The sequence below is a fragment of the Sphaerisporangium siamense genome (assembly GCF_014205275.1).
GTDB lineage: Bacteria > Actinomycetota > Actinomycetes > Streptosporangiales > Streptosporangiaceae > Sphaerisporangium > Sphaerisporangium siamense.
Genome location: NZ_JACHND010000001.1, coordinates 7,276,006 through 7,292,376, shown reverse-complemented (window position 1 = coordinate 7,292,376; position 16,371 = coordinate 7,276,006). Strand labels below are relative to the sequence as shown.

The 16,371-nt window shown below is 72.9% G+C and carries 13 protein-coding genes and 1 tRNA gene; 11 read left to right on the top strand and 3 right to left on the bottom strand.

The features are described 5' to 3' along the window. Positions 1–332: 332 nt before the first annotated feature. Together ppdK and BJ982_RS33185 are read left to right on the top strand one after the other, a co-directional pair. Positions 333–2,993 (top strand): pyruvate, phosphate dikinase, encoded by a 2,661-nt coding sequence (gene ppdK, locus BJ982_RS33190; RefSeq protein WP_184886634.1) that lies wholly within the window; start codon positions 333–335, stop codon positions 2,991–2,993. A gap of 178 nt (positions 2,994–3,171) precedes the next feature. Next, positions 3,172–4,410 carry a deoxyguanosinetriphosphate triphosphohydrolase gene (locus tag BJ982_RS33185; RefSeq protein ID WP_184886632.1) on the top strand — a complete coding sequence of 413 codons (1,239 nt, stop codon included), beginning with the start codon at positions 3,172–3,174 and terminating at the stop codon, positions 4,408–4,410. 6 nt (positions 4,411–4,416) lie between these two features. Here BJ982_RS33185 and BJ982_RS33180 read toward each other — a convergent pair whose 3' ends face one another. Then, positions 4,417–5,304 carry a M23 family metallopeptidase gene (locus BJ982_RS33180; RefSeq protein WP_184889695.1) on the bottom strand — a complete coding sequence of 296 codons (888 nt, stop codon included), beginning with the start codon at positions 5,302–5,304 and terminating at the stop codon, positions 4,417–4,419. A gap of 153 nt (positions 5,305–5,457) precedes the next feature. On the opposite strand from BJ982_RS33180, the gene dnaG reads away from it, so the two are divergent. The 3 genes from dnaG (at position 5,458) to BJ982_RS33165 (ending at position 9,419) form a co-directional block, all read left to right on the top strand. Beyond that, positions 5,458–7,350 carry a DNA primase gene (gene dnaG / locus BJ982_RS33175; protein ID WP_184886630.1) on the top strand — a complete coding sequence of 631 codons (1,893 nt, stop codon included), beginning with the start codon at positions 5,458–5,460 and terminating at the stop codon, positions 7,348–7,350. A gap of 145 nt (positions 7,351–7,495) precedes the next feature. Continuing rightward, a complete protein-coding gene (gene rpoD / locus BJ982_RS33170) occupies positions 7,496–8,626 on the top strand; it encodes an RNA polymerase sigma factor RpoD (protein WP_184889692.1) in 1,131 nt (376 codons plus the stop codon). Positions 8,627–8,939: 313 nt separating this feature from the next. Further along, positions 8,940–9,419 carry a hypothetical protein gene (locus BJ982_RS33165; RefSeq protein WP_184886628.1) on the top strand — a complete coding sequence of 160 codons (480 nt, stop codon included), beginning with the start codon at positions 8,940–8,942 and terminating at the stop codon, positions 9,417–9,419. Between the two features lie 130 nt (positions 9,420–9,549). Here the strand turns inward: BJ982_RS33165 and BJ982_RS33160 are convergent, their stop codons facing one another. Further along, positions 9,550–9,852 (bottom strand): YtxH domain-containing protein, encoded by a 303-nt coding sequence (locus tag BJ982_RS33160; protein WP_184886625.1) that lies wholly within the window; start codon positions 9,850–9,852, stop codon positions 9,550–9,552. Positions 9,853–10,065: 213 nt separating this feature from the next. On the opposite strand from BJ982_RS33160, the gene BJ982_RS33155 reads away from it, so the two are divergent. The 6 genes from BJ982_RS33155 to BJ982_RS33130 all read left to right on the top strand — a co-directional run bounded on the left by BJ982_RS33155 (position 10,066) and on the right by BJ982_RS33130 (position 15,206). Continuing rightward, a tRNA-Asn gene (locus BJ982_RS33155) sits at positions 10,066–10,138 on the top strand. A 352-nt stretch (positions 10,139–10,490) separates the two neighbouring features. After that, the gene (locus BJ982_RS33150) at positions 10,491–11,642 is read left to right on the top strand and encodes a nitric oxide synthase oxygenase (protein WP_239122868.1); all 1,152 of its coding nucleotides are present in this window, start codon (positions 10,491–10,493) and stop codon (positions 11,640–11,642) included. Between the two features lie 67 nt (positions 11,643–11,709). Then, positions 11,710–12,495, top strand: coding sequence for an enoyl-CoA hydratase-related protein (locus BJ982_RS33145; RefSeq protein ID WP_184886621.1), 786 nt, complete (start codon positions 11,710–11,712; stop codon positions 12,493–12,495). 256 nt (positions 12,496–12,751) lie between these two features. Further along, positions 12,752–12,955, top strand: coding sequence for a cold-shock protein (locus BJ982_RS33140; protein ID WP_184886619.1), 204 nt, complete (start codon positions 12,752–12,754; stop codon positions 12,953–12,955). Between the two features lie 246 nt (positions 12,956–13,201). After that, positions 13,202–13,567 carry an STAS domain-containing protein gene (locus BJ982_RS33135; RefSeq protein WP_184886617.1) on the top strand — a complete coding sequence of 122 codons (366 nt, stop codon included), beginning with the start codon at positions 13,202–13,204 and terminating at the stop codon, positions 13,565–13,567. A 136-nt stretch (positions 13,568–13,703) separates the two neighbouring features. Further along, positions 13,704–15,206, top strand: coding sequence for an FAD/NAD(P)-binding protein (locus BJ982_RS33130; RefSeq protein ID WP_184886615.1), 1,503 nt, complete (start codon positions 13,704–13,706; stop codon positions 15,204–15,206). On the opposite strand, the gene galK is transcribed toward BJ982_RS33130, so the two are convergent. Then, the gene (galK, locus tag BJ982_RS33125; RefSeq protein WP_184886613.1) at positions 15,207–16,331 is read right to left on the bottom strand and encodes a galactokinase; all 1,125 of its coding nucleotides are present in this window, start codon (positions 16,329–16,331) and stop codon (positions 15,207–15,209) included. Between the last annotated feature and the right edge of the window lie 40 nt (positions 16,332–16,371).

The following is a 16,371-nucleotide window of genomic DNA, read 5'->3' as shown; positions in this document are numbered from 1 at the left end:
CTAGCCGGCCGGCGTCCGGAACCGCGGGGCGCGGGCGGGCCGGAATGGCCGGGCCGGAGTACCGGCCGAGAATGGTCTACACCAATGGGTGCCCGCGGAATGGGGAGTGAATCTTCGCGGCGGCTTCCCGTAATTGGTATATACCATGTGGGCGGGTGTTCGACTTTGCCGCCGGAGGGCTTCCACGGGGGAATGGATTAGACCGCTATATTGGGGTCTAGCTGCGAAGACATCAGCCCGAAACGTGGGTGACGTTTCCCCGTCAGATTCATAGGTAGAGTCCCCCGCAACGAGGCGGAATCATACGCCGCGAAGTCGTTGAAGGAGCTCGAGTGCCCAAATACGTGTACGACTTCACCGAGGGCAACAAAGATCTGAAAGATCTTCTCGGTGGTAAGGGTGCCAATCTCGCTGAGATGACGAACCTGGGTCTGCCCGTGCCTCCGGGGTTCACGATCACCACTGAGGCATGCCGTGCCTACCTGACCGAGGGCGGCCTCCCCGAAGGGCTCGACGAAGAGGTCGAGGCCCACCTGGAGGCGCTGGAGCAGGGTATGGGCAAGCGGCTCGGCGCCGCGGCGGACCCCCTGTTGGTCAGCGTGCGTTCCGGGGCGAAGTTCTCCATGCCCGGCATGATGGAGACCGTCCTCAACATCGGCCTCAACGACGAGTCCGTCCAGGGTCTGGCCAAGCAGGCCGGCGACGACCGCTTCGCCTGGGACTCCTACCGCCGCCTCATCCAGATGTTCGGCAAGACCGTCCTCGGCCTGGAGGGCGATCTCTTCGAGACGGCGATCGACGACCTCAAGCGCGGCAAGGGCGTGGTCAGCGACCTGGACCTGGACGCGGCGGACTTCCAGCGCCTCGTGGACACCTACAAGGGCATCGTCAGGGAGCACACCGGCGGCGACTTCCCCTCGGACCCGCGCGAGCAGATGCGCCAGGCCGTCCGCGCCGTCTTCGACTCCTGGAACGCGCCGCGCGCGATCATCTACCGCCGCCAGGAGCGCATCCCCGAGGACCTCGGCACGGCGGTCAACATCGTGGCGATGGTCTTCGGCAACCTCGGCATGGAGTCGGGCACCGGCGTCGCCTTCACCCGTGACCCCGGCTCGGGCCAGCAGGGCGTCTACGGCGACTACCTGCAGAACGCCCAGGGCGAGGACGTGGTCGCGGGCATCCGCAACACCGTGCCGCTCCAGCGGCTGGAGGAGATCGACCCCGCGTCCTACCGGCGGCTCCTTGAGATCATGAAGACGCTGGAGGACCACTACCGCGACCTGTGCGACATCGAGTTCACGATCGAGCGCGGCAAGCTGTGGATGCTGCAGACCCGCGTGGGCAAGCGCACCGCGGCGGCGGCGTTCCGCATCGCGACCCAGCTCGTGGACCAGGGCCTCATCGACATGGACGAGGCGGTCCGGCGGGTCAGCGGCGCCCAGCTCGCCCAGCTCATGTTCCCCCGGTTCGACGGGGGCGCCGAGAAGAAGACCATCACCAAGGGCATGAACGCCTCCCCGGGCGCGGCGGTCGGCAAGGCCGTGTTCTCCTCCGAGCGCGCCGCGGAGCTGGCGGGCAAGGGCGAGGACGTCATCCTGGTCCGCCGCGAGACCACCCCCGACGACCTGGCCGGCATGATCGCCGCCAGGGGCGTGCTGACCAGCAGGGGCGGCAAGACCTCCCACGCCGCCGTGGTCGCGCGCGGCATGGGCAAGACCTGCGTGTGCGGCGCGGAGGAGCTGGACGTCGACGCCAGGGCCGGGCGGTTCACCGCCCCCGGCGGGGTGACCGTCCAGGAGGGCGACGTCATCTCGATCGACGGCAGCACCGGCGAGGTGTTCCTCGGCGAGGTCCCGGTCGTGGACTCCCCGGTCGTGGAGTACTTCGAGGGCGTGGGCGGGGCGGCCGACGAGCTCGTCCAGGCCGTGGACCGCGTCATGCGCCACGCCGACGAGCGCCGCCGCATGGCCGTGCGCGCCAACGCCGACAACCCCGAGGACGCCGCGCGGGCCCGCAGGTTCGGCGCCGAGGGCATCGGCCTGTGCCGGACCGAGCACATGTTCCTCGGCGACCGCCGCCGCCTCGTCGAGGACCTGATCCTCGCCGAGTCCGATGAGGACCGCCGGGCGGCGCTCGGCGCGCTGGAGCCGCTGCAGAAGTCCGACTTCGTGGGGATCCTGGCGGCGATGGACGGCCTGCCGGTGACGGTCCGCCTCATCGACCCGCCGCTGCACGAGTTCCTGCCCGACCTCACCGCCCTGTCGGTGAAGATCGCGGTGGCCGGGGACGAGGCCGACCCGCGGGACCGCAAGCTGCTCGCGGCCGTCAAGCGCCTGCACGAGCAGAACCCGATGCTCGGCCTGCGCGGCGTGCGCCTCGGCCTGGTGATCCCGGGCCTGTTCACGATGCAGGTGCGGGCCATCGCCGAGGCGGCGGCCGAGCGGCGCGCGGCCGGGGGAGACCCCCGCGCGGAGATCATGATCCCGCTGGTGAGCGCCGTCCAGGAGCTGGAGGGCGTACGGGACGAGGCCGAGAAGATCCTGGCGGAGACCGGCGTCGAGGCGCTGATCGGCACGATGATCGAGGTGCCGCGCGCGGCCCTGACGGCCGGGCAGATCGCCGAGGCGGCGCGCTTCTTCTCGTTCGGCACCAACGACCTCACCCAGATGACGTGGGGCTTCTCGCGTGACGACGTCGAGGCGGCGTTCTTCTCGCGCTACCTGGACCTCGGCATCTTCGGGGTGTCGCCGTTCGAGACGATCGACAGGAGCGGCGTCGGCCGCCTCATGCGGATCGCCGTCGAGGAGGGCCGGGCCACCCGTCCCGACATCAAGCTCGGCATCTGCGGCGAGCACGGCGGCGACCCCGAGTCCGTCCACTTCTGCCACGAGATCGGCCTGGACTACGTGTCCTGCTCGCCGTTCCGGGTGCCGGTGGCCCGCCTGGAGGCCGGGCGCGCGGCGCTGTCGGGCGGGGAGTCCGAGACCCGCTGAACGCGGGGCTCCGGCCCGGGCCACCGCTGGGGGTGCTCGGGCCGGGGTGGGACCCCCTTGGGCTGGGGTGGCCTACGGGGTGGATGATCTGCCGAAATACCGGAAATGCGGTGGATGCCGTGAGTTTCCCGCATGTTAGTAATTACCGACCCGTCGCGCGGGTAGCATCCCGCTACCGATGAGTGCCTACGACCAGTCCGATCAGGCCAGATGGGTGCCGGAACCCGCCGGCAACCCCGAGCGCAGCGCGTTCGAACGCGACCGCGCCCGGGTGCTGCACAGCGCGGCGCTGCGCAGGCTGGCGGCCAAGACGCAGGTCGTCGGGCCGGGCGACGTCCCCGACCACGGCCGCCACATCCCGCGCACCCGCCTGACCCACTCCCTGGAGTGCGCTCAGATCGGCAGGGAGATGGGCAAGGCCCTCGGCTGCGACCCCGACCTGGTCGAGACGGCGTGCCTCGCGCACGACCTCGGCCATCCCCCCTTCGGGCACAACGGCGAGACCGCGCTGAACGAGCTGGCCGCCCGCTGCGGCGGCTTCGAGGGCAACGCCCAGAGCCTGCGCCTGCTCACCCGGCTGGAGGCCAAGGTCCTGACCGCGGACGGCCGCAGCGCCGGGCTGAACCTGACCCGGGCGACGCTCGACTCCGCGCTGAAGTACCCCTGGACCTCCGCGCGCGGCCCCAAGTACGGCGTCTACCCCGACGACATGCCGGTCTTCGAATGGGTCAGGCAGGGCGTGCCCGCCGGCAGCGTCAGCTTCGAGGCCCAGGTCATGGACTGGTCCGACGACGTCGCCTACTCCGTCCACGACCTGGAGGACGCGCTGCACTCCGGCCACGTCCTGCCCGCGAGCCTGCGCGACCCCGGCGAGCGGCGTGAGGTGTGCGAGCGCACGCTCAAGTGGTACGCCGACGACAGCGGCATGACCGAGCTGGAGGAGACCTTCGCCCGGCTCACCGAGGAGCCGCTGTGGCCGTGGCGCTTCGAGGGCGGCATGAGCGACCTGGTCGCGCTGAAGTCGTTCACCAGCGCGCTGATCGGACGCTTCTGCCTGTCCGCGCAGGCCGCGACCCGCGCGGCGTACGGCGCGGGCGCGCTCACCCGGCACGGGGCCGATCTGATCGTGCCGCGGGCGACGCGGCTGGAGTGCGCGCTGCTCAAGGGGCTGACGGCCCACTACGTGATGGCCAGGGACGAGCACAGCGCCAACATGGCCCGCCAGCGCGAGCTGATCGCCGAGCTGGCCTCGATGATCATGCTGGGCGCCCCGGCCACCCTGGAGCCCGCGCTGCGCCCCGCCTTCGACGAGGCCCGCGACGACGCCGCCCGGCTGCGCGTGGTCGTCGACCAGATCGCCTCGCTCACCGACGGCTCCGCGGTGAGCCTGCACCGCGGCCTCGGCGGACGCCGCTAGCGGCCCTCAGCCGCGCGTCACGTCCGGTACGCCGGTCTGCGTCGGCACGGGCTTCTTCGCCGGCCGCTTCACCGGCTTGGAGGCGCACAGCGTGCGGCAGGGCGGCGTAGCCCCGACGGCGGCGCGCACGGCGGTCACCCGCGGCGCGGGCGACAGGGTGGCGTTGCCGTTCAGCCAGGCGTCCAGGTACGTCCACGGGTCCACCATGCCCCGGCGCACCCACCAGTACTTGGCGGAGGTCGACCACGACAGCGCGAAGTACAGGTTGGTGCCCTCGCCCTTGGCGTTCCCGGAGTCGCCGACCCGGCCGAGAAGCCGCCCGGCGGCGACCCGGGTGCCCGGCCGTATGCCCGGCGCGACGCTGTCGAGGTGCCCGCCGAGGTAGCGCACGCCGTCGTCGCCGATGACCGAGACGAAGCGGCCCTCGCGGTCGGCGCCCCTGTCGGTGGAGGCCGTCCAGCGGTTCCTGGCGTTGACCTCGTGCACGACGCCGCCGACCGGCGCGACGAACACGCAGCCCTTCCCGGTCCAGATGGTGGCCTTCGGCAGCACGAGCCGGCCGCGGGTGTAGCTGGCCCGGCAGCCCTTCACGGGGAAGGCGTAGGTGAAGCGCGACAGCTTGGGCGGGGGCACCCGGACCGGCTCGTCGCCCGCGGGCGGGGTCACCCGCGCCTGCGGGCTGGGGGTGACGGTCGGGCCGAGCGTGGCGGCGTCGATCGCGCCGCGTCCGGCGTCCGGGGAGGCCGGGGAGTCGTCGAAGGCCGCGGGCGCGCTGGGCACGTCCTGCGGAAGGGACGTCGGCCGGGTGCTGATGCCGGCCACTCCGCCGGGCGCGGCGCAGGCGGTGGCGACGAGCATCGTCGCGGCAATGGCGGCGAGTCGCCCCGATCGCATGATCTCCACCCGAGTGACGTTACCGAAACCAGCTCCGAACCAAGCGTTCTCTTTCTAACCGACCTTCAACCCCGACACGACCCATTCGCGAAAAATCTCCCATCACGGACGCCGCGTGCCCAGCGTGCGGGCGGTGGGTCGTAGACTCGCGGCGTGGCAGGGCGGATCAGTGACGAGGACATCGCGCTCGTGCGGGAGCGTTCGGCGATCGCCGACGTCGTGGGGGAGCACATCCAGCTTCGCAACGCCGGCGGCGGCAACCTCAAGGGGCTGTGCCCCTTCCATGAGGAGAAGACGCCGTCGTTCAACGTGACCCCCTCCCGGGGCTACTGGTACTGCTTCGGCTGCGCCGAGGGCGGGGACGTCATCACCTTCGTCCGCAAGCTGGAGCATCTGTCCTTCACCGAGGCGATCGAGCGGCTGGCCCAGCGCACCGGCCTCCAGCTCCGCTACGAGCAGGGCGGGTACGTCCCCGGGCGCGAGCACGGCGAGCGCAGCCGCCTCATCGAGGCCCACAAGGCCGCCGCCGAGTTCTACGCCGCCCAGCTCGCCGAGGCCGAGGCCGCCCCCGGCCGCCGGTTCCTGTCCGAGCGGGGGTTCGAGCGCGTCGACGCCGAGCACTTCGGCGTGGGCTACGCCCCCTCCGACTGGGACCGGCTGAGCCGCCACCTGATGGGGCGCGGCTTCACCTCCGCCGAGCTGATCAAGGGCGGCCTGGCCAGGGAGGGCCGCAGGGGCCCGGTGGACCGCTTCCGCGGCCGGCTCGTCTGGCCGATCCGCGACATCACCGGCGAGACGATCGGGTTCGGCGCCCGCAAACTCCTCGACGGCGACGACGGGCCCAAGTACCTCAACACCCCCGAGAGCCCGATCTACAAGAAGAGCACGGTGCTCTACGGCATCGACCTGGCCAAGCGCGAGATCTCCAAGCGCTCCCAGGCCGTCGTCGTCGAGGGGTACACCGACGTGATGGCCTGCCACCTGGCCGGGGTGCCCACCGCGGTCGCCACGTGCGGCACGTCCTTCGGCGAGGAGCACATCAAGGTGCTGCGGCGGCTCCTGCTCGACCAGGCCGAGTTCCGCGGCGAGGTCGTGTTCACCTTCGACGGCGACTCCGCGGGCCAGAAGGCCGCACTGCGCGCCTTCGCCGACGAGCAGAAGTTCGTCACCCAGACCTTCGTGGCCGTCCAGCCCGACGGCCTCGACCCCTGCGACCTGCGCGTCAAGCACGGCGACGCCGCGGTCCGCGACCTGATCGCCGGGCGCGAGCCGCTGTTCGCGTTCGCCATCCGCAGCGTCATCTCCCGCTACGAGCTCGACACCAACGAGGGCCGCCTGGCCGCCCTCGACGCCGCGGCCCCGCTGGTCGCCGGCATCAAGGACTCCGCGCTGCGCGGCAGGTACGCGGTCGATCTGGACCGCTGGCTCGGCTTCATGGACGAGCGCATGGTGCTGCACCGCATCCAGGAGGTCGCCGGGGCCGGCGCGGGCGGGGGACGCCAGGGCGGCCGCGCCGCCGCCCCCGAGCGCGGCGGCAGGCGGGTCCCCGCGCCGCGCCCGCCGGTCGATTCCGCCGACCCCACGGTGCGCCTGGAGGCCGAGGCGCTCAAGCTCGCCGTCCAGCGCCCCGCCCTCATGGGGCCCGAGTTCGACGCGCTCGGCACGGGCGCGTTCACGGCGCCCGAGCACGTCGCGCTGTACGAGCTGGTCATGGCGGCGGGGGGGACGTCGTCGGGCGGCTCCGGCGGGCGCGACTGGGTGGACGCCCTGCTCGCCGCCACCGAGGACGACGCGGTGCGCGCGCTGGCGACCAGGTTCGCCGTCGAGCCGCTGCGCGCCGAGCTGGAGGGCGAGGAGCGCTACGGCGCCGCCGTGCTGGCCCGGCTGGCCGAGATCGCGGTGACCCGCGCGCTCGTTCAGGTGAAGGCCAGGATGGAGCGGCTGAACCCGGTCGAGCAGCAGCAGGAGTACAACCGTCTGTTCGGGGAACTGGTGGCACTCGAACAACAACGGCGGGTGTTAAGAGAACGCGCCGTCGGCGCATAAGAATCTTTACTTTCCGCTGGTCACCGGGACCAAACATTTGTTTGATATCGATTCGGTAATGAATTAAGCCTTACCATCGGTGACAAAAATAGGGCCTGCCGTTTTATGGCGGCCATACAGCAGACTATGCACCGTGGGTGCATCGGTGCTGCCAAGTGGACCGCCTTCGGTTGATCAGGTGGCGGATCTAGTCGCCAGAGGAAGAGAGCGCGGGAGCGTCACCGTCGACGACGTGGCCGCCGCGCTCGACCGCTCCGAGTTGCCACCCGACGCGCTGGAGCGCGTCGTGCGGATGCTCGCGGAAAAGGGCGTGGAGGTGCTGGAGCCTCAGGGCGACGACGACACCGCCCGCCCGGACGAGGAGGACGTCGGCAAGCGCGCGCCGACCAGCGACCTCGTCCGCATCTACCTCCGCGAGATCGGCAGAGTGCCCCTGCTCACCGCCGAGGAGGAGGTCGAGCTGGCGAAGGCCATCGAGGCCGGGCTGTTCGCCGAGGACAAGCTCTGCGAGGCCCGCCTGCCCACCCCGGAGTTCGAGGAGCTGGTCTGGGAGGGCGTGCGCGCCAAGCAGCGCCTCATCGAGGCCAACCTGCGGCTCGTGGTGTCGATCGCCAAACGCTACGTCGGCCGCGGCATGCTCTTCCTGGACCTGATCCAGGAGGGCAATCTGGGCCTCATCCGCGCGGTCGAGAAGTTCGACTACACCAAGGGCTACAAGTTCTCCACCTACGCCACCTGGTGGATCCGCCAGGCCATCACCCGGGCGATCGCCGACCAGGCGCGGACGATCCGCATCCCCGTGCACATGGTGGAGACGATCAACAAGCTGGTGCGGGTGCAGCGCCAGCTCCACCAGGACCTCGGCCGGGAGCCCGCCCCCGAGGAGATCGCCTTGGAGATGGACCTCCCGGTGGACCGGGTGGTGGAGATCCAGCGCATCGCCCAGGAGCCGGTGTCGCTGCAGTCGCCCATCGGCGAGGAGGACTCCGACCTCGGCGACTTCATCGAGGACGCCGACGCCGTCGTGCCCATCGAGGCCGCCGCGTTCATCATGCTGCAGGACCAGCTCGACGACATCCTCGCCACCCTCTCCGACCGCGAGCAGCGCATCATCCAGTTGCGCTTCGGCCTGTCCGACGGCCACCCGCGGACGCTGGAGGAGGTGGGCCGCGAGTTCGGCGTGACCCGCGAGCGGATCCGCCAGATCGAGTCGAAAACGCTCGCCAAGCTGCGTCACCCCACGCGCGCCCAGATGCTGCGCGACTATCTCGACTGAGATCGCCGCGCCATTCACGCGGCCGCCGTGAAGGGCTCGGAAATGGACCCCGAAGGGGGTCGCGCGGCACGGGTTTCGTTCATGAGTGATTCACGTTCGCCCCCATACATGGTCGGAAAAGAGGAAACGGCGAGGGCGGGCGGGCGGCGTGAATCACGGGCCGCGGAAAGGGCGGCCCTATGGCCCGGCGACGGCCGGCCACCGGCTCGGCCCGCGCGCCGTCCATGGTCACCCAGGCCATGGGCCGTGGACGGCGCGCGGGCCGCCACCGCCCGGTGGCCGGCCGGCCGCCGTCGCCCGGTAGCTTGCACGCATGAGACTTCCCTGGCGTTTCCACTCCCTTCCCGCCGAGGCCGGTGTCGCGCTGGAGCCGGGGGAGCGGGCGCTGGTCCACGCCCGCACGCCGGACGGCGGCTACGTCGTGGCCACCGACCGCGCCCTGCGCCTGCCGGGCGAGGCCCCGCTGCCGTGGTACATGATCGACCGGGCCCAGTGGGACGAGCAGGGACTGCACGTCGTCGCGACCGACGGGGCCGAGTGGCGGCTCCCGCTGCCGGAGCCGGGGCGGCTGCCGGAGGCGGTGCGCGAGCGGGTCACCTCCTCCATCCTGGTCAACCGGCACGTGCGGCTGACGGACCGCGGGGGAGTGCGGCTGGTCGCGCGCCGGGTGCCCGGCCAGGACGACGCGCTGTGGGAGATGGTCTTCGACCCCGGGCTGGACGCGGCCGACCCCGGCCTGCGCGCCGCCGCCGAGCAGGTGCTGGAGGGCCTGCGCCGCAACCTCGGCGTCTGAGGCCGGTGATGGACGGACGGGGAGGGCGGACCCCACCAGGTGTGGCGAGCGGGGCGCCGGCGGGCCGTGGGAGACGCCCGGACACGATCGAGGCCCGCGTCGCCGCGGGCCTCGATCGTGCGCGGGGGGGTCAGGTGACCCGCTGGACCTCGTTGTCCGGCCACCCGGTGCCGGTGTCGGCCTCGCCGACGACCCGCCCGTTCTTGTGCAGGAACGGCACCCGGTCGCCGAGGACGTCGCCGAGCTTGTGCCGGGTGACCTCGGCGGCCTTGGACGCCTGCGCGCCCGCGAGCCCCGCCGCCTGCTGGATCCTGGGACTGTCCAGGACCCGTTGGCCCATGCGCCTGATCTGCTCGTAGCGCTCACGGCCGGCCCGGCTGCCGAGGACGTACCCGACGGCCAGGCCCACGACGAACGTAAATCGATATCGCATTTCTCACACCTCCGCGTGCGGCTGGCTTCCCGCTTGCCGGGTCCCCTACCCCGGCGGCGTGCGGTTATGGTCCCGAGTCGCGGCGTCTTCGCCCGGGGCGCCTACCGGGGCGGCCCGGGCGGGTGATCGAGTGCGACACGCACCCCCCGGAATGCGCTAATCTAGTTCCGCGCCGCGAGGAAGGGCCGGAAAGATCCTCCGAGTGACGCGCGATCCCGTGTAGCTCAATCGGCAGAGCAGCCGGCTGTTAACCGGCAGGTTATAGGTTCGAGTCCTATCGCGGGAGCGACGCTCCGAACAGCCCCAGGGTGATCACCCTGGGGCTGTCGCCGTTTCCGGGTCCCTCTTTGCCATATGGCGGGACAAATCACAGCCGATGGTCGAAGATGTGGGTTTGCCGGGCTTCGTGGCACCCCGCCACCGTCCGGGCGCGCACCGTGACCGCGCCCGGGTCTCCGCGGGGCGCCTGGGGCCCGGTGGCCGCGGATCATGCCAAGGACAGCGGGGAAGGGCCGCTGCGCGCAGGGCGCTCGCGTCACCCCCGGACGACGCCGGACGCCCGTGAGACTCGTCGTGGCGGTTGTCGCATGCTCGCGTGGTGGAGATCCCGGCCCCCTACCCCCTTTCGTCCCCGTGGCGTGCCCGCGCGGCGGCCCTGGCCCGTGCCTCCGCACCGCCAGGGCGCCGGCACGGGCCCTGTCGACCCGGCGCAGGCCGAGGAGTTCCTGAGGCTCTTCCACGCCGACAACCCCTCCGCCGGTCCGGCGCGGCCGAGGATCCGGGAGGTGACCGCGCAGATCGCCAGGTTCGGCACCTATGTCCACACCGCCGCGGAGCTGGAGTACGGCGCGCGGGTCGCCTGGCGCAACAGCGGCCGGTGCATCGGCCGCCTGTACTGGCGGTCGCTGCGGATCCGGGACCGGCGCGCCGTCGAGACCGCGGAAGGCGTCGCGCGGGAGTGCGTCCGCCACCTGCGCGAGGCGACCTGCGGCGGCCGGATCCGCCCCACGATCACGGTCTTCGCCCAGGACCGCCCGGGGCGTCCCGGTCCGCGGATCTGGAACGAGCAGCTCGTCCGCTACGCCGGCCACCGCGGCGGGGACGGCGTGGTCCTGGCCGGGGACGCGCGCAACGCCGCGCTCACGGCCACGGCGCTGCGCCTCGGCTGGCCTGGCGGGCGGGGGACGGACTTCGACGTGCTGCCGCTGGTGGTCGAGGCGGGCGGCGCGCCGCCGCTGCTGGCCCCGGTCCCGGACGACGCGGTCCTTGAGGTGCCGCTCGAACACCCGGCGCACCCCTGGTTCGCCGGGCTCGGGCTGCGCTGGCACGCGGTGCCCGCGATCTCCAACATGTGCCTGGAGATCGGGGGCGTGTGCTACCCGTGCGCCCCGTTCAACGGGTGGTACATGGGGACGGAGATCGGCGCGCGCAACCTCGCCGACGAGGACCGCTACAACCGGCTCGGCGCCGTGGCCGAGGGGCTCGGCCTGGACACCTCCAGCGACCGCACGCTGTGGAAGGACCAGGCGCTGGTCGAGCTGAACGTCGCGGTGCTGCACTCCTTCGCCCGCGCGGGCGTGACGATCAGCGACCACCACACCGAGGCCCGGCGGTTCATCACCCACCTGGAGCGCGAGGAGCGCTCCGGCCGCGTCTGCCCCGCCGACTGGTCGTGGATCGTTCCCCCGCTGTCCGGCGCCCTCACGCCGGTCTTCCACCGGTACTACGACGACGTGCGGCTGTCCCCGGCGTTCGTCCATCATCCGCGCAAGAGCGAGCACGAAGGCTGAGCCGGTGGTGTAGAACAGGGAGACCCTGTAGAACGATACTCGGTAGTAGTTGCCGTGGGGAGGGCCCGTGTCCGATCTCGTGCCGGCGTCCCTGGACGCCGGCGTGCTGACGCTGACGTTCAACCGTCCCGACCGGCTCAACGCCTGGACCGGGGCCCTCGGGCGCCGCTACTTCGACCTGCTGGACGAGGCCGACCGCGACCCCGGCGTCCGCGTCATCGTGGTCACCGGCGCGGGACGGGGCTTCTGCGCGGGCGCCGACTTCGAGACGCTGGCCGCCGTCCGGGACGGCTCCTACGACGAGGAGCCGGACACGCGTCCCGGCACCCACCCGACGACGATCCGCAAGCCGATCATCGCGGCGGTCAACGGGGCCTGCGCCGGCTTCGGCATGCTCCAGGCGCTGGTGTGCGACCTCGTGTTCACGGCGGCCGAGGCCAAGTGGACCACCGCGTTCGCCCGCCGCGGCCTGATCGCCGAGTACGGCCTGTCGTGGATACTGCCCCGGCTCGCCGGGCAGGCCAGGGCCATGGAACTGCTGCTGTCCGGCCGCACGTTCACCGGCGCGGAGGCGGGCGGGCTCGGCCTGGCCTGCCGGGTGACGCCGGGGGAGCGGCTGGCGGAGGAGGTCGCCGGCTACGCGCGCGAGCTGGCCGCCCACAGCTCCCCGGCGTCCATGGCCGTGATCAAGCGGCAGGTCTGGGGCGACTGGGAGACGACGCTGGACGTCTCGGCCGCCGAGGCGTTCCGGCTCATGACCGAGTCGTTCGCCCGGCCCGATTTCGCCGAGGGCGTCGCCAGCTATCTGGAACGCCGTCCGCCCGCGTTTCCGCCGCTCGGCGCGCCTGACTGACGCCCCGCACCGCCCGGCGGGCCACTTCCGGCCTCTTTCGTGCGGCCCCTGCGTTCGCCAGGGCGCCGAGCCATGGTGTTGAATGGGGAGCGGTTGTAGTAGAGGTTCGTTACGTGTAGCAGCGCCTGCGAAGTTCTCACAGCGGGCGTTCCACCATGCGAAGCCAACGTGCTTTCGAGGGGCGGTCGGTCGCCGGACAACCCGAGGAGCCGCATCCGCGGGCCTCGTAGATCGTCTCAATGAGGAGAATCAGTCCATGGCTCAGGGAACCGTCAAGTGGTTCAACGCCGAGAAGGGCTTCGGCTTCATCGCGCCCGACGACGGCAGCGCTGACGTCTTCGTCCACTACTCCGCCATCGACTCCAGCGGCTACCGCAGCCTGGAGGAGAACCAGCGGGTCGACTTCCAGACGACGCGTGGTCCGAAGGGGCCCCAGGCCGAGCAGGTCCGCCCGATCTGACGCGCGGGGCGCCGACGCGCGAGGGGGGCCGCGAGGCCCCCTGACGACGAGTCGCGTGCTCGCACGGAGGGGCCGCTAGGCCCCGCCCGGACGGGCCGCGTCTCTCACCCGGTCATCATGACCACCGAACACAGCGAGCCGTGAGGCTCCGTGAGGACGGCGGGCGCCGTCCTCACTCTTGGGACGCGGGCGGCAGGTCCGTCCGAGTGGCGACCGCCCCGCGTCCATCGATTGGAGGTCCCGTCGATGGACCTGCACCTTCTCATCCAGGCCGATTCGACGGTCTGCCGCGTGACCGGTGACGTCGACATCTCCTGTTCACCCGTACTGCGCGAGCGGCTGCTGGCCGCGCTGCAGCCCCCGCGTCCCCGCCTTGAGGTGGACCTGTCGGGGGTGACCTTCATGGACGCGAGCGGTGTCGCCGCCCTGATGGCCGCCCGGCGGCGCTCGCTGCGCCTCGGCGGAGGGGTGTGCCTGATCTCGCCCTCCCCGTCCGTGCTCCGCGTGCTGGAGGCCAGCGGCCTCGGCGCCCGCTTCCCCGTCCGCCGGACGCGCACCCCGGCCGAGACCCTGGACGCGGCCCGCGCCGCGCAGGCGGCCCTCCGGCACTGATCCCCGCCGCGGTGGCGCGGCATCCGACATGGCACGGCGCCCTCCCTTCGGGGAAGGCGCCGTTCGTCATACCATGGACGGGCGAGGATTTCCTGTAATCCCTACCGTCTGGATAGCTGAATACCGGGAGGCGCGCGTGACCGCGTCAATCTGCGTCGTCGGCGCCGGGGCCACGGGGATCCGCCTGGTGGAGCGGATACGTGCCCACGCCTCCGCCGGACCGCTGGACGTCCACGTCGTGGACCCTCAGGCGGCCGGTACGGCGGCCAGGGGGCCGTCCCCGGACGGGCTGCGGGTCCACGCCCACCGGGCCGGCGCCGTCGACCTGTCCGGCCGCTTCGTCCTCCTCGACGACGGCACCCGCCTGGACACCGGCGCCGTCGTCCTCGCCCAGGCCTGGCCCGACGTGCTGCCCTCGCCCCGCGAGCGCGAACTGCGCGACTTCGCCCGCGACCACGGCCTCTACTACCGGCCCGCCGGGCACGCGGGCGGTCGTCCCTCCCTGGACCGGGTGGCGGGCGGGCGGCCGGTGCTGGTGCTCGGGCTCGGGGCGGTGATGTCCGGCGTCGTCGCCCGGCTCACCACCGGACGGGGCGGGCGGTTCCGGCCGGGGCGCGACGGCGGGCCCGTCTACCTGCCGAGCGGCGCGGAACCCGTGATCCACGTCGGGTCCCCGCGCGGGGTTCCCCACCACGCCCGGCACGCCTACCGCACCGGCGGCCCGCCGCCGTCCCCGCGCTTCGTCACCGCGCTCGGCCCCGGGCCGCACGACTTCCGGCGCGAGGTGTGGCCGCTGGTCGCCAAGGACCTGGCCTACGCCTACTACCACCACCTGCTCACCCTCCACCGGGACCGGGCCCGCATGGGCTGGCCCGGCTTCGCCGCCGCCTTCGCCCCCGAGGAGTGGGACGGCGCCGCCATGCGCGCGCTGATCCGCGCGGCCGTGCCGCGCTTCGAGGACCGGCTCACCTTCGCCCGGCTCGACCGCCCCCTCGCCGGCATGCGCTTCGGCGACCTGGCGGGGCTGCAGCGGTGGATGCACGGCTACCTGTCCGCCGACCTGGCCCGCCGCGCCGACCCCGCCCACAGCGCCGACCTCGCCATGATCGAGGGGCTGCGCGGCGTGCTGGACGCCCTGGCCGGGCGGGTGCCGCAGGACGCCTGGCTCCACCGCCTGGCCCGCCACGCCGCGGGCGGCCTGTCCGCCACGCGGATCGCCGAGCTCCGGGCGCTCGGCCGGGCCGGCGTGCTGACCTTCCTCGGCGCCGCGGCCCGGGTCGATCCCTCGGCGGACGGCGCCTGGCGCGCCACCTCGGCCAGCGTGCCCGGCGCCGTGACCGCCACGGCCTTCGTCGACGCCAGACGCCCCGCCCCCAGCCTGGACCGCACCCGCGACCCGCTGCTCAGGCGCCTGCACGACCGGGGCGAGTGCGCCGAGGAATGCGGCCGGCTGAAGGTGAGCCTGCCGGGCAACCGCATCGTGGACAGCAGCGGCGCCGCGCACCCGCGCCGCTTCGCGCTCGGCGGCTGGACCACCGGGGCCGACCCGCTGTCCGCCGACGACCCGCCGCCGCTGGACGCCCTCGCCCGCGCCGTGCTGGCCGCCACCGCCGGCCCGACGGTGCCGCGCGTGGCCTGATCAGGCCAGGCGGCGGGCGCCCGGGGACGGGACCGCGGGCAGGAAACGCGGGGCGCCCCAGCCCCGGGCCTCGTAGGCGCGGGCCACCTCGTGACGCACCGCGTCGAGACGGTCCGTGGCGACCAGGGCGATCGCCGAGCCGCCGAACCCGCCGCCGGTCATGCGGGCGCCGCGCGCCCCGCCCCGGACGGCGGCCTCGACGGCGACGTCCAGCTCGGCGCAGGACACCTCGTACTGGTCGCGCAGGGAGAGGTGGGAGGCGTTCAGCAGGGCGCCGATCTCGCGCAGCGCCCCGGCGCGCAGCAGGCCGATCACGGCCTCGACCCGGTGGTTCTCGGTCACGACGTGCTGGGTGCGCCTGCGCTCGTCGCCCTCCAGCACCGCCAGCGCCCCGGCCAGGTCGGTGACGTCGCGCAGCGCCTCGACGCCCAGGCGCTTGGCGGCGTTCTCGCAGTCGCGGCGGCGGCGGGCGTACTGGCCGTCGGCCAGCTCGTGGTGGACACCGGTGTCGATGATCAGGATCTCGAAGCCCTCGGCGGCCAGGTCGAGCGGGACGGCGCGGCTCGCGAGGCTGCGGCAGTCCATGAACAGGGCGTGCCCCTCGCGGCCGAGCGCGGAGGCGGCCTGGTCCATGATGCCGCAGGGCATGCCCACGAAGTCGTTCTCGGCCTTCTGCGCCAGAAGGGCGAGGTGCATGCGGCCGAGGCCCAGGCCGTGCGACTCGTCCAGGGCGAGGGCCACCGAGACCTCCAGGGCCGCGCTGGAGGACAGGCCCGCGCCCCGCGGCACGTCGCCGTCGATCACCAGGTCGGCGCCGCCCACGGCGTGCCCCGCCCGGCGCAGCGCCCAGAACACGCCCGCCGCGTAGCGCGTCCAGCCCTCGGCCTCGTCGAGGGCGGCGATCTCGTGGACGCGGGCGGACCCGTCCTGCAGGGAGAGCAGCCTGACCACGTCGTCGTCGCGGCGGGCGGCGGCGCAGGCCACGCCCCACGGCACCGCGAACGGCAGCACGAACCCGCCGTTGTAGTCGGTGTGCTCGCCGATGAGGTTCACCCGGCCCGGGGCGTGCCACACGCCTTCCGGCTCGCGGCCGAAGGCCGCTCGGAATTCTTCGGCGACACGCATGACGACGCTCTCTCCTCGCTCGGGGTCCCCGTAAGCCTAG

Coding starts and splice junctions, on each gene's coding strand:
- BJ982_RS33185 (WP_184886632.1), top strand. CDS start 3,172: ATGAGTGCCTACGACCAGTCCGATCAGGCCAGATGGGTGCCGGAACCC.
- BJ982_RS33180 (WP_184889695.1), bottom strand. CDS start 5,304: ATGCGATCGGGGCGACTCGCCGCCATTGCCGCGACGATGCTCGTCGCC.
- BJ982_RS33165 (WP_184886628.1), top strand. CDS start 8,940: ATGAGACTTCCCTGGCGTTTCCACTCCCTTCCCGCCGAGGCCGGTGTC.
- BJ982_RS33160 (WP_184886625.1), bottom strand. CDS start 9,852: ATGCGATATCGATTTACGTTCGTCGTGGGCCTGGCCGTCGGGTACGTC.
- BJ982_RS33140 (WP_184886619.1), top strand. CDS start 12,752: ATGGCTCAGGGAACCGTCAAGTGGTTCAACGCCGAGAAGGGCTTCGGC.
- BJ982_RS33135 (WP_184886617.1), top strand. CDS start 13,202: ATGGACCTGCACCTTCTCATCCAGGCCGATTCGACGGTCTGCCGCGTG.
- galK (WP_184886613.1), bottom strand. CDS start 16,331: ATGCGTGTCGCCGAAGAATTCCGAGCGGCCTTCGGCCGCGAGCCGGAA.